The organism is Wolbachia endosymbiont (group A) of Melitta haemorrhoidalis (assembly GCF_964273365.1).
Lineage (GTDB): Bacteria > Pseudomonadota > Alphaproteobacteria > Rickettsiales > Anaplasmataceae > Wolbachia > Wolbachia pipientis.
Genome location: NZ_OZ187004.1, coordinates 617499 through 630777, shown reverse-complemented (window position 1 = coordinate 630777; position 13279 = coordinate 617499). Strand labels below are relative to the sequence as shown.

Annotated in this window: 13 protein-coding genes and 1 tRNA gene; 1 reads left to right on the top strand and 13 read right to left on the bottom strand. The window is 35.7% G+C overall.

Annotation, left to right across the window (positions count from 1 at the left end; all coding sequences use genetic code 11):
- Positions 1-3 precede the first annotated feature (3 nt).
- The 5 genes from fusA to ACICPZ_RS03225 form a co-directional block, all read right to left on the bottom strand.
- Entirely contained in the window at positions 4-2079 is a 2076-nt protein-coding gene (gene fusA / locus ACICPZ_RS03245; RefSeq protein ID WP_010962308.1) for an elongation factor G, read from the bottom strand.
- A gap of 21 nt (positions 2080-2100) precedes the next feature.
- Complete coding sequence (gene rpsG, locus ACICPZ_RS03240) at positions 2101-2580, bottom strand: 30S ribosomal protein S7 (protein ID WP_007549313.1); 480 nt, start codon at positions 2578-2580, stop codon at positions 2101-2103.
- Between the two features lie 5 nt (positions 2581-2585).
- Positions 2586-2960 (bottom strand): 30S ribosomal protein S12, encoded by a 375-nt coding sequence (gene rpsL / locus ACICPZ_RS03235; protein ID WP_006279787.1) that lies wholly within the window; start codon positions 2958-2960, stop codon positions 2586-2588.
- Between the two features lie 525 nt (positions 2961-3485).
- Positions 3486-3638, bottom strand: coding sequence for a hypothetical protein (locus ACICPZ_RS03230; protein WP_007549315.1), 153 nt, complete (start codon positions 3636-3638; stop codon positions 3486-3488).
- Positions 3602-3736, bottom strand: coding sequence for a hypothetical protein (locus tag ACICPZ_RS03225; RefSeq protein WP_264373660.1), 135 nt, complete (start codon positions 3734-3736; stop codon positions 3602-3604). Before ACICPZ_RS03225 ends, ACICPZ_RS03230 begins: the two co-directional genes overlap by 37 nt.
- A gap of 245 nt (positions 3737-3981) precedes the next feature.
- On the opposite strand from ACICPZ_RS03225, the gene prmC reads away from it, so the two are divergent.
- Positions 3982-4821, top strand: coding sequence for a peptide chain release factor N(5)-glutamine methyltransferase (prmC, locus tag ACICPZ_RS03220; protein WP_010962305.1), 840 nt, complete (start codon positions 3982-3984; stop codon positions 4819-4821).
- Between the two features lie 164 nt (positions 4822-4985).
- Here the strand turns inward: prmC and ACICPZ_RS03215 are convergent, their stop codons facing one another.
- The 8 genes from ACICPZ_RS03215 to ACICPZ_RS03180 all read right to left on the bottom strand — a co-directional run bounded on the left by ACICPZ_RS03215 (position 4986) and on the right by ACICPZ_RS03180 (position 13200).
- Complete coding sequence (locus tag ACICPZ_RS03215) at positions 4986-5834, bottom strand: P44/Msp2 family outer membrane protein (protein WP_253303626.1); 849 nt, start codon at positions 5832-5834, stop codon at positions 4986-4988.
- Positions 5835-5955: 121 nt separating this feature from the next.
- Entirely contained in the window at positions 5956-7959 is a 2004-nt protein-coding gene (locus tag ACICPZ_RS03210; RefSeq protein ID WP_077188467.1) for a type IV secretory system conjugative DNA transfer family protein, read from the bottom strand.
- Between the two features lie 30 nt (positions 7960-7989).
- Positions 7990-8982: a P-type DNA transfer ATPase VirB11 gene (gene virB11, locus ACICPZ_RS03205; RefSeq protein ID WP_010962302.1), complete on the bottom strand. Its 993-nt coding sequence runs from the start codon at positions 8980-8982 to the stop codon at positions 7990-7992.
- Between the two features lies 1 nt (position 8983).
- A complete protein-coding gene (locus ACICPZ_RS03200; RefSeq protein ID WP_264373659.1) occupies positions 8984-10444 on the bottom strand; it encodes a TrbI/VirB10 family protein in 1461 nt (486 codons plus the stop codon).
- A gap of 16 nt (positions 10445-10460) precedes the next feature.
- Positions 10461-11261: a P-type conjugative transfer protein VirB9 gene (gene virB9 / locus ACICPZ_RS03195; RefSeq protein WP_174515708.1), complete on the bottom strand. Its 801-nt coding sequence runs from the start codon at positions 11259-11261 to the stop codon at positions 10461-10463.
- Positions 11248-11928, bottom strand: coding sequence for a virB8 family protein (locus ACICPZ_RS03190; protein WP_151807683.1), 681 nt, complete (start codon positions 11926-11928; stop codon positions 11248-11250). The genes virB9 and ACICPZ_RS03190 overlap by 14 nt, the downstream gene beginning before the upstream one ends.
- A gap of 72 nt (positions 11929-12000) precedes the next feature.
- Positions 12001-13083 (bottom strand): GTP cyclohydrolase II, encoded by a 1083-nt coding sequence (locus ACICPZ_RS03185; protein WP_010082649.1) that lies wholly within the window; start codon positions 13081-13083, stop codon positions 12001-12003.
- A 29-nt stretch (positions 13084-13112) separates the two neighbouring features.
- A tRNA-Leu gene (locus tag ACICPZ_RS03180) sits at positions 13113-13200 on the bottom strand.
- Positions 13201-13279 lie beyond the last annotated feature (79 nt).

Genomic DNA, 13279 nt, shown 5'->3' with positions numbered 1-13279 from the left:
CCCTTAATTATACTCTAACTTTAACTCATCAACCACATATTGTGGCACTTGCTCATAACAAGAAAAATGCATACTATACTGCGCCCTTCCCTGAGACATAGAACGCAAAACGTTGATATAACCAAACATATTTGCAAGAGGTACCGAAGCAGTAATTATTTTACTATTATTACCTAAATCGAGCATATCAGCAACATTTCCTCTTCTACTATTTATATCACCCATAACATCACCCATATATTCTTCAGGAGTAATGATTTCAACTTTCATTATAGGCTCCAGCATTTTTGGACCAGCTTTATTTGCCATCTCTTTAAAAGCACCTTTAGCAGCAAGTTCAAAAGCTAAAGGACTAGAATCAACCTCATGAAAAGCACCATCAAGAAGGGTAGCCTTAAAATCAATCAACGGAAATCCCGAAATTATACCACCTTCTTTTATCAACTCCAAGCCATTTTCTACCCCAGGAATATACTCTTTTGGAATAGCACCACCTACAATTTTACTTTCAAATTGAAACCCAGAACCAGGCTCAAGAGGTTCAAATTTTATTTTAACCTTAGCAAACTGACCAGCTCCACCAGATTGTTTTTTATGAGTGTAATCAATTTCAACAGATTTAGTGATAGTTTCACGATATGCAACCTGAGGAGCACCGACGTTAGCCTCAACGTTAAATTCGCGCTTCATTCTATCAACAATAATCTCAAGATGGAGCTCACCCATGCCTTTCAATATAGTCTGGCCACTTTCCGCATTTACTGACATTCTCAAAGAAGGATCTTCTGCAACCAACCTATTTAGAGCAATACCTAATTTTTCCTGATCTGAAGTGGTTTTAGGTTCTACAGCAATTTCAATAACAGGCTCAGGAAATTCCATACGCTCCAATAATATAGGAAAATCAACAGAACATAAAGTATCTCCGGTGGTTGTTTTCTTTAGCCCAACTAAAGCAACTATATCTCCAGCCCTAGCCTCAGTTATATCTTCTCGGTTATTTGCATGCATAAGTAACATTCTGCCAATCCCTTCAGTTTCGTTTTTTAACGCATTTGAAACGGTAGATTTAGACTTTAATTTACCAGAATAAATACGGATAAACGTCAAGCTGCCTACAAATTTATCCGTCATCACTTTAAATGCAAGAGCAACAAATTTCTCTTTTTCTGAAGGTTTGACCTCAATTTTCTTTTCTGAATCTTTAGGATCAATTCCAACAATTACATCAACATCAATAGGAGAAGGTAAAAAGTCAACCACACCATCTAAAAGTGGTTGTACGCCTTTATTTTTAAAAGCTGATCCACATAACACAGGAACAAATTTTCCTTTAATGGTCCCATTTCTCACGCATTTTTTCAGTAAATCCACTGGCAGATCATTAGACTCAAAGTAAGTATTCATCGCTTCATCATCCATCTCAGCTGCAGCATCTAATAAAAGATTTCGATATTCTTGAGCCTTATCAAGCAAATCAGAAGGAATATCTTCATAAGAAAATTTAGCGCCCAACGTTTCTTCTTGCCATATAATGGCTTTCATAGAAATAAGGTCAATTATACCTTTGAAATCTTTCTCACTCCCTATTGGTAAATGAATAACTAAAGGTGCTGCACCAAGCTTCGTCTTTATCATATCAACACATCGATAAAAATTTGCCCCTATTCTATCCATCTTATTAACAAAGCAGATACGAGGAACGCTATATTTATCAGCTTGACGCCACACTGTCTCAGATTGAGGTTCAACTCCAGCAACTCCATCAAATACAGCAACTGCACCATCCAAAACCCTTAAAGATCTCTCAACTTCAATAGTGAAATCAACGTGACCAGGAGTGTCTATTATATTGACCCTATGATCATTCCAAAAACATGTTGTTGCAGCAGATGTGATTGTAATACCACGCTCTTTTTCCTGCTCCATCCAATCCATAGAAGCTGCACCATCGTGCACTTCACCAATTCTATTTTGCTTACCAGTATAAAATAAAATACGCTCTGTTGTGGTAGTCTTACCAGCATCTATGTGAGCCATTATCCCTATATTTCTGTATTTAGATATTCCAATTTCCATATCACAATTAATTAGCTAACATTAAAAACGAAGATGAGAAAATGCCTTATTAGCTTCAGCCATTTTATATTTTTCTTCGCACATCTTAAACGCACCACCGCGTTTATTATAAGCATCCAGTATTTCAGATTGCAAACAATCAACAGTGGTTTTTCCACTCTTTTTTCGAGCAGCAGAAGTTGCTTTAGCAATCCACCTTAACGCTAAAGAAACCGCTCTATCTTGTCGAACTTCAACAGGTACTTGATAAGTTGCACCACCAATGCGTCGAGAACGCACTTCTATAGAAGGAGTAACATTTCCTACTGCTGTCTCAAAAATTGATAACCCACCTTCGCCTATTTTCTTTTCAGCTAAAGACAAAGCGTCATAGATAATCTTTTCTGCAGTAGATTTTTTACCACATTTCATGATTGTATTAATGAAACGCATCAGCAAAACACTGCCGTAACGCGAATCAGGACTTATTTCTCTTTTTTTTGCTTTATTCCGACGAGCCATAAACTTTAACCAGATTTCTTTACACCATATTTTGAACGAGCTTTCTTTCGATTTTGCACACCACGCAGATCAAGGGCACCTCTTATTATGTGATAACGCACACCTGGCAAATCTTTAACCCGCCCACCACGTATCAAAACAACAGAGTGTTCTTGTAAATTATGACCTTCACCAGGTATATAAGCCGTCACTTCACCATACCCACTAATTTTTACTCTGGCTACTTTACGGAGTGCTGAGTTAGGCTTTCTAGGAGTTGTAGTATACACCTTAGTGCAAACACCTCTCCTTTGAGGGTTGCTTTCTCCCAAAGCTGGTACCTTTTTCTTATGGGTCAATCCTAATCTACCCTTACGTATTAATTGATTTATCGTAGGCATATGTTATAAACTCAAGCTCATTAAAATAACTAAGTTTTTAGTTATAAAATAATAAACCTCAATAGTCAATATAAAAATAAACATTACTACTCTAATAATTAAGCTCAACTGCCTTGAAAGCCATCAGTAGACTTCTTGCACTACCTCCCAAGCCACAACTGTCATTCAGTAGAAACGAAAAAACTTACTTGACACCCTTCGCCAGCCCCATTATCATGGTACTGAAGGTATTCATTTATCTTCAATCTGTGCAGATTAAATGACAACAGTATTACGTAATTGGCGTCTTATTTTTAATTTTTTGCACTATGCACACTTTACTTCTTCACAACATTTCTGGGTTTTTACCTATATAAGCTGAAACGCGCTTATAAAGCGTTTAAGACAGTATAGTACGCCAATTTGCAGGATTAGAGAGTGACAACTAGCTAATACGGGATATCTTTTGCCTTTTTTTTGCTTAGTAAATTTCTTAAACATTTAAACTAAGGTGAGTTGCATTTAAAAGCAGCTAAATTGCAGTGTTTAAGACTTAAAAAACGCCAATACTGAAAATAGACAATGACTAGGGCTTCTTTTGCCTTTTTTTTGCTTGGTAAATTTCTTAATATTTATGGCAACATGAACTGGGCAGGAAGGTGTCATTCCAGTGCTTGACACTGGAATCCAGTTTTCCATATAATCTCATCGAAAATGTTGTAACCACTTTCTGTGCTAGTTTGCTTGCTTACAAGCAAACTTTTCTGGATCTCAGTGTCTGGGCACTGGGATGACACCCTGACCTCGTCGTCCCGCTACGTGTTAGCGGAATCTAGAGATACCGTGACGGTATGACGTAAAGCTCGCATTAGCTATACTTTTATGCTCACCAACTTAGCTGGATCCAAGTAGTCAAGCTACTTGGATCTGCAAATTGCAATGTTCGTACAGCTGCGTGCTTGACACTGGGATTTAGTGCAGCTACCCTAAACTGGAAGCTCATCTTGCTATTTTTGGCTGAAAGAAACATATTTTTAGAATAATGAAAACAATCAGCACTTTAATTCAAGAAGGATCGGAGTTATTATCGTCACATAAAGTTGAATCACCACATTTAGATTGTGAAATCATCATGCAGCACGTACTTGGAGTGGAAAGATCATTTATAATTGTGAACCATGCTGATCAAGTGCCGATGGAGAAAGAACTTTTATTTTGGAAATTAACAAAAAAAAGAGCGGAAAGATATCCAATATCGCAAATAATAGGTAATCGTGAATTCTGGAGTAAAAATTTTATAGTTAACCAGCATGTTCTAGATCCAAGGCCAGATAGTGAAACAATAATCCTAGCAGTGTTAAAATATTACCCAAACAAAAAACAGAAACTAAAAATTGCAGATTTTGGTACAGGCACAGGTTGTTTATTGATATCCGTACTTAGTGAGTATGAATATGCTGTTGGCGTCGGTTTTGAAAAAAGCTTGGAAGCATATAAAGTTGCCTATCAGAACACAAAAAAACATGATCTTCTCAGCAGAGCCAAAATATTTCCAAGTTCGTGGACAGAGTGCAGAGGTTCATTCGATCTTATAATCAGTAATCCTCCATATATTAAAAGAAGCAAATTGAAAGACTTGCAAGCTGAAGTGCAAAAGGAACCAAGAATTGCCCTTGATGGTGGTATTGATGGTTTGAGCTGTTACTTGAGCATTTTTCCAATATTGAGAAAGTGCCTTAAAAAAAATGGGTTTGCGATATTGGAGATAGGTGAAGATCAAAGCAATATTGACAAAATAATCCCCTCATACGAATTAGCTTTTCAGGAATATGTATATGACTTAGCGGGAATGAAGAGATGCATTGTTGTGAAAAGAACATAGCTAATGTTTTTTTGCCTTCATCCCATATTATCCTATATCATCCCAGTACCCTCTACCTAGTCATCCAAGTAGCGTGACTACTTGGATCTATATTTAACTAGATCCTATGGTCAAGCCATAGGACGACAGGAACGGTTTTATGCATTTTTTAAAGGGCAACATGTTTAAGCTTTGCTGGCAAAATGGAAAGTAAGACCAGCCTCTATACCGTGTGTGTGAAATAGTTGATTACCTATATTTATTTCCTCAGTTACTTTGCTACCTGAGCTAGGATTAAGCTTCTTTTTTTTATCATTATTAGGGTCGTCTACCACTTGTCCTAACCTTTTTGCTGTAAGCTTAATATCGCTACCAATAGCACCAAAACCTCTATATCCGATATGCATATTTACATCTTCGTTTATGCGATAGTCAAAGCCAGCTTTTAATTGACCTGCGGGTCTTATTGACGGTTTTTCAAACATCGTCATTCTTGTTGCACCGATCCCAATACCAACGTAAGGAGAAAAAGAGAAACGGTCACTTTTCCAATGATGATAAACATTTGCCATTACAGATATGTTCTCAATTTGGTCATGACTAACTGCAGCACTATAGAGATAAGTTTCTTTATTAGGATCCTCACCAGTCTCCTTTAGGTATGAAACAGTTATTTGGCTACTTGTTAAACCAATATTATCCACTTTTACAGAAGAATACATCCCTTCCAATTCAGCCCTATAGCTGTTGTTACCCAATTCTCCTGTGTAACCAAATGCCACATTTGCAGCAAAAGGTGGATTATAATCTCCTTTATACTCACTTAGTGACTGACCTTCTGTGTTCTGAGCACCCCTGTCATTTATAGACAAATTTTTGATACCTGTAGTGCTTGTTTTTAGTACGCTTGTGTTATTTAAATATTGACCGTAATACCCACTACCAAAGTAAAACCCTTCTGTTTCACTTGCAAAAGATTGTTGTGACAACAATAAAGCAAATGCTGTAACCGCTAATGTTTTTTTACTAATCATTATTACTCCCCTAGTTAAAATAGCTAATCTAATACTAATTAATTAAAAATGGCTTAATATGAAAAACCTAATTATTTGCATAACTTGCACTTTTCTGAGCTAAAAATAGGCAAAGTTAACCTTACTTCTCGTCATTTTTTAATTTATCCTCATCTTCAAATTCATCCTCCTCTTCTTCGTCATCAAACCCATCATCGCTCCTATCCTCATCTTCCTCGTCATCATCTTCAAACTTATCGTCGATATCTTCATCATCAATATCTTCGTCTGCAAATTCATCTGATTCATCATATACTGCATCTTCGGTTTTAGTTTCAGCAGGATAATCAACTGAATTAGGTCCCTCAAGAACATTATTCCCCTCGTTATTAACCTTATCTTTGCTCGCAGCGGCAGAAAGAACTTTGTTTGGGTCATATGGTTCTTGTGTAGGCACACGAGTTTGTTTGAGCAGCCTTCTTGTGAAGGTGGTATCACTGTAGTACAAAATTTTCTTTGATTTAATTGGGTAAGTTGACTCTATTAAAATTATCTGATCGTCACGTGGCAACATAATAACTTCTTGAGGCAATAGCAATGCTCTCTGTATTTCAGAGATATGTAATGACCTTGAAGCAGGATTTAAATCTAAAAATTTAGGCTTATTCAACGATTCTTGTTGTACAGTTTTGTTTCCTATAAGTTGCGATATTAAATTAGCTGTTTCAATATTATTGGCTGCAAAAGTTATTCTGTAAGTCGAGTTTGACAAAAAGGAGTTCATCCCTGCTTCTTCGTATATTCCTTTGAGCTGCTCAGTATCTTGAACAATTAAGAATAACCTAACTCGATAACCACGAAAATATGCAATACCTGTTTGAAATTGCTCCATTTTTCCAAGTGTAGGAAACTCATCCATTAAAAACAATACGCCATAAGGCTCGTCATCCGATGGCAATTTTCTACATAAAAACTCAGTTGCCTGTTGGTAAAAAACCTGCATTAAAGGCCTGAGCCTAGTCAAGTTGTCAGGAGTTAAACCAACATAAACTGTAATTTTCTTCTTTTTAAAATCTAGAATATTAAAATCACTTGACGCAGTTGCAGTATCAATCAATGGGTTTGCCCACAATTCAAGTGATGAGTTCATGGTTGATACAACACCTGACCTTTCTTTATCAGCTTTTTGTAAAAAAGCTGCAATATTCATATATGCTACAGGGTGTAGTATTTTACCCATTGTATCAAGAGCAACAGCAAGATTATAAACCACGTCATCACTACGCATCGTACGCACAACTTCACCAAAAGATTTAACTTTCTCTGGTGCAGCAAGTAAGTATAATACCACTCCAACAAATAAGCTTCTTGCTTCATTCTGCCAAAAGTCTTGTTCAGGCATGATTAGGTTAGCTATTTTCTGCACATCGTCAACCATCTGCCCAGGTTTTTCACTAATCCATTGTAATGGATTGTAACAGTGACTTATTCCATCTGGCTGCGCTGGATTCCATACGTATACTTTTTGTCCTTGTCGTTCTCGCCAACCACTTGTTATTTCATAGTTTTCTAATTTTATGTCGTGTACAATTACCGAGTCAGTCCAAAATAATAAATTAGGAATTACAAAGCCAACACCCTTACCAGAACCTGTAGGTGCAAATAACAATGCATGCTGAAACCCATCAGAAATGAAGTATCCTCTTTTATCTTTACCAAGCAATAATCCCTTTTTGCTTCTTAATCCTGCTTTTCGTATGTCTTTCTCTGATGCCCACTGCGAATCTCCATGAAGTGATTCCTTCTTTTTAAATGGTCGCCACTCAATTATCCTTTCTCTTAAATTCCATAAGATAATCATTAAAACAATGATAGGCAGTGCAGAAGATATAATTAATGTGATTTTGAGCTCAAGGCTATATAACTCTGGATGATGCCAACAATATTGTATATGATCAAAAATCGTTGGCCAAAGAGCTTGAGGGAAAGGCGTCAAACTAGGATTAATTGCCTTAAAATCCACAGCATCCGGACCATCAGCAAACAGAACAAACAATATACCAGATAGATAGAAGCAAAACTCAAGTACGCTAAAAGCTACTACACCTCCTATGAGAATATTACGTAGGTGATTTCCATTACTCATAAACTACTCTTCCTTAACTTATGTATAAATTTAAGCATTTTCGCTCGCAGATCTAGTAAATAATATCTCAGAAATGCTTCTTTTGCCCCCACCGGTTCTTTTTAGCTGAATAACAATATCAATCACATTTCTAATGTATGGTATAATTTGGTCTGGAGGAATGCCAAGGTTTGCTTGCATAACCATCAGTTTTATTTGCTCAAGGGCCATTGTTGGACTATCCGCATGAAGGGTTGATATTGATCCAGGGTGACCAGTATTTATCGCCCTAAGAAAACTAAAAGCTTCCGCTCCACGGAGCTCACCAACTATTATTCTGTCTGGCCTTAAACGTAAGCACGCTTCTATCAAATCTTGAGTGGTTACTTTTGCTCTGCCCTGCCCTCCTTTAGAGGCAATTAGATGGACTTTATTGGGATGATCGTTCAAAACGATTTCCCTTGCATCCTCAACAGTAATAATTCTTTCCTCATCTGGAATAGCACGCAAAGTAGCATTAGTAAAAGTAGTCTTACCAGTGGAAGTTCCACCACTAATTATAATATTTTTCTTACTTATTACAGCGTATTCTAAAAACTCTTTTATTTTTTTTTGCCTTAACAGTAAATCCAAATGACGGTCAACTGGATTATCAGTTGCTTCTGTAACAGTTTCAGAAAAAGCCCCCATTTTTTCGTAATCATCGAGTGCTAATTGCATGCTAGAAGGCTTACGAATCGACATGACTACTTTATCAGGCTCACATGCTGGCGGAAATACTATCTGTATACGATAACCATTTGGTAATGTTGCCGAAAGTAACGGCGCTTCTTCGCTAAGTTTTTGTTCTGTAGCTTGAGCAATCAGTCTGCCAAGAGATTTCAAATGGTTAAGATCGAATACTTCTAATTTTTCACACCTTATTTCACCGCGATTTTCAATCCATACTTCCTTTGGCTTATTTATTGATATTTCATTTACGCCTTCTTCTTGAAATATGCCTTGTAATGGCTCCAAATATGTATCAAGTGCAGCATAGTTCATTTCATTGATTTAATATTGCCTGTGGAGGAAATACTATATCTTGGTTAACAAATACTTTCAATGCAGTGCCTTGATCAACATAAATAGTTGGTTTTTTATCTGTATATCTGCCCACTACATCCCGCATATCTTTAGAAAAATCCTCGATTGATTTCCCGATTGCTTCATCATAAACAGACTTGCTTTTTCTTTGAATTTGTTCTAACAGTTGATTTACAATTTCCAGACTTATATTTACCTCGTCTTCTTCAATTCCTAGTGCTTTTGCTATTTCCTCTTTCATTATTTTTAGTAAATCTTGTCTGCTTTTGGCACTCCGAATTCTTCCGATAGCCCCAAGGCCTAATTTCCATTTGTCACTAGATATCTTCTTTTCTGGGTCAATAATGAGTTGGAGAGAAGAAAAATCTATTTCGGTTGCAGTGATAGACTTTACTGCATCTCTGACAGTTAGCGTATCAACAAGATTAGAAGCCTTTTGCCCTATAACAGCAGAACCAATCGAAACACCAGCAAGTGTCACTGAAGAGAATAACGCACTTACTATTTTGTTATCAATTATTCCTGCTATTCCTGCTCTACCAAGCTCGTCAGTACTAAGTGATGAGATTGCAATATCTATTCCATGTGGCAGAATCACTCTATTCCAGTTTATATTTACACGAGATTTAGCAACATTCGAGTCAAATGAATAACTGCCTATCAATCTTGAGCCTTTAGGTATTAAAACTGTATCACCAGTTTCTGCATAAACATCTCTACTCACCATAGCACGCAGCATTCCTTGCAGATCAGAGTTTATTGCAGTTTCAAGAACAGCATCAATAATTTTACCTTGAGTAATCATTAAACCAAGCTTTCCTACTCTGGTAGCTTTGCTCGATTGTGCTGAAGTGTCGGATAAAATAGCATCAGCAGCCTTGTTCTCTCCACTACCACCTGAAATTGTCAACATCTGTGCACTACGTCTGTCTCTAGGATAACCGCCACCCCCTATTGTAGGAAACGAGGTAGGTAAATTGCCCATAACATTACTAGAAGGAAAATTTTGCTTTGGCAAAATAGGTATATTTGACACAGGAGTTTCTTTTGGTTTCTCTTCTTCTTTTTTCATCACTTCTTCTTTTCTAATTTGTTTTATTTCTGGTATGATTAGTGGTGTAGGAAGAGGAGGTAAGGGTGGTAAGGGATCAGTTATTATTCTTTCAGGAACCATTACATTATCTGGAACTTGTTCCAACTTTCCTTTCAATTCTTGAACGTTTTGCTTTGTTTCCTCTTTTTTAATAACTTCTGAACCCTCTTTAGGAGAAGGACTAAAATAGAGATAATACACTCCACCAGCCAGAAGCACTAAAATAATGACCATCAATGCCCTATGACCTTGATTAGAGCCAACTGTTACTACCTTATTCTCTATTTCTGATTCATCTTCTGAATTGTTACGCCTTTCTTTATTCATATTGCATGTACCACAGCTAAAGTGACCTATTTATAATTTCAACTTCACCATCTTCATAACGCATAAATAGCTTTTTATGTACTCCTTTTATTATAACATAATCATCAAATAACAGCCTTTTACAAGGTTTATCCTCCCCTTCTACAAAAACCTGAGGTATTTTATTATTATTTCTAAATTTTAAATAGGTTAAATAACCATCATCAAATAACTCGATCGGAACTATATCCGCATTACCACCTTCATCAATATATGTATAATTGTACTTCGTATCATTTTCTTGTATTATTTTTTCTAGCTTGTCTGTAGTATATTGCATTTGAGTAGGTAAAGAAACCTCATCTAAATCAACATCAAATTCACCTTCTTCTTGAGGATAATAAAAACGTACTACGTAAGATATATCCTTTTCAGCAGAATAATCGTGATCTACTTTCTTAGCATCAGTATCCGGGTATTTATCGTAGTTTGGCCTTGAGATTAAATCAAAAATGTAATTTCTTTTTTTAGTTGTCGTAATAATCATGTTAGTGCGACTACTAACTTCAAATGGCATGATAAGCAATTTATTGTCATAAGGATTAATTTTCCAACTTGATGCATCACCAACAGCGATATTTTTAACTTTTTCTCCTTCCGCAAATTCAATATAAGAATAGTAACCCTGACTAAAAACCACCGTAAATACTTCATTAGGGCTATACACAAAAGTCTTTATTCTACTATCTATAGAAATAGGCTCATTATAATTAATGGATGCGTTTAAATTGCCACTTACAAGTAAAGCTAAAACTAATAATATCCTATACATATTCATCATCTACTCTATATGAAATAACTTGAAATCCTAATGGGTTAATATATCTTTGCTGATCATCCATTTCAAGCGATGCATATCTATATGACATAATAACTATCTTATTTTTTCTCGTAGAACTTCCATCTTTCCGTGTAAATTCCACAAAAAATCTCACCTGAAGAGCATCGTTACCCAACTTTTGAATTGAGCGAATTTTAAATTCACTTTTGGTATCTGAATATAAATTAAAAAGATCATCCATATTCTGCGATCCTACATAATTTCTAAATTCATTATACACATTAGGTGAGGAAAACAACCTCACCTTTGTATAATAGTTATAATTATAATGATATGGATCAAAAACCTCCCTTGCTTTTATATACTCTGAAATAAAATAATCGTTTAGCGCTTCATCTGCAGAATACTGTTTTACTGTGACAGGATCAACCAATTGCACTATTCCTGATTTCTTGTCAATTTCTATAACAAATGGCTCAATAGTGCTACTTGTGCTAATTTTAAATATGACTAATATGCTGATAGAGATCGTTGCTAATAATATTAATGCAAATAAAAGTAGAATATTCCTTTGAGCAATAACTGTGCTGTAGCGGTTTGAATTCCAATTTATATCCTTATCTAAGGATTCAGTATTTTTTTCTCGCTTAAAAAATCTTAGCATTTTAGTATTCCTAAAAATCTTAACTTATGTTAATAAACATAGCAAATTAACAAAGTAGTTACAGCAAAAAAGCTAAAAAACTCTTAATCTATGGCCTAATTTACCAAACTTTGTCTCCATATATGAATCGTTATATTTATTACGTTCCACAATAAGTGGTAGACACTTTGTAACTCCTATACCACTACTTTCCAATTCTGACAATTTCCTATCATTGTTTGTAAGTAATTGGATTTTGTTAATGTTCAATTTCTTAAGCATTTTAGCTGCAACAGCAAAACTCCTTTCATCATCTTCAAAACCCAATATTCTATTTGCATCAACAGTATCAAGATTATGTCCTCTTTGCATACTGTACGCTCTTAACTTATTAGTTAAACCAATGCCTCTTCCATCTTGCATCAAATACAATATAATACCACTTCCAGAGTCAGCTATCATTTGAATTGCTTGATGTAACTGACTTCTGCAATCGCATGACAAGCTATCTAACAAGTCACCCGTATAGCACGAAGAATGAATTCTCACTAATGGTTCGTCATCTTTATCTGGATTGCCAATGATAATTGCATGATGTTCTCTTCCACCACTTTCGGTTCTATAAGATATGATATTTACTTCTTGAGTCTGTTTTAAAAATAATGATGTTTTGCACACTTCATATACATCCTGATTTTCTTGAAAATTATTTATGAATGACGTGTCCAGTGCAATAACGTCATTTTTCTCGCACCAATTTCGCATTTCATGGTTATTCTCAAAAGTCATATCAGCCACTAACGCGTATGGCAATAATTCTGAGAACTTAAGCAAGGCAATAGCACATTCATCTATTGTCTTTGAGCATTGCAACTCTTTTATGCAATCTTCCTTTGAACAGTTTATTAAATAGAGCAGTTCATCAAAATTATTCACCAACAGACGTTTGCTGTTATGTTCTTTATTCTGAGATATGTATTTTACCTTACTTGAAGTTAAAGTAACATATACATTACTTGATGTAAGCTTGTATTGATTAAATAAATCTCTTTCTAAAGCCTCAGCAGCAGCAAACAATAGGTAATTACTTTCATCATATATTACAATTGGCCGACCGCGCCTGATTTCGCTGATAGCTCTTTCTACCTTATTGCTACTCTGATTTCCTATAAACATTTTTACCCATATTAAACAGCGATAAAAACTGGTGCGGCCGAGAAGACTTGAACTTCCAAGGCCTTATGAGCCACAGCGACCTCAACGCTGCGTGTCTACCAATTCCACCACGGCCGCACTATATTCTAGTTTTTATATAATTATTTTAAATTACTTAATCATTTTAGAATTTTTCATCTAGAGTGTCAATCTGATA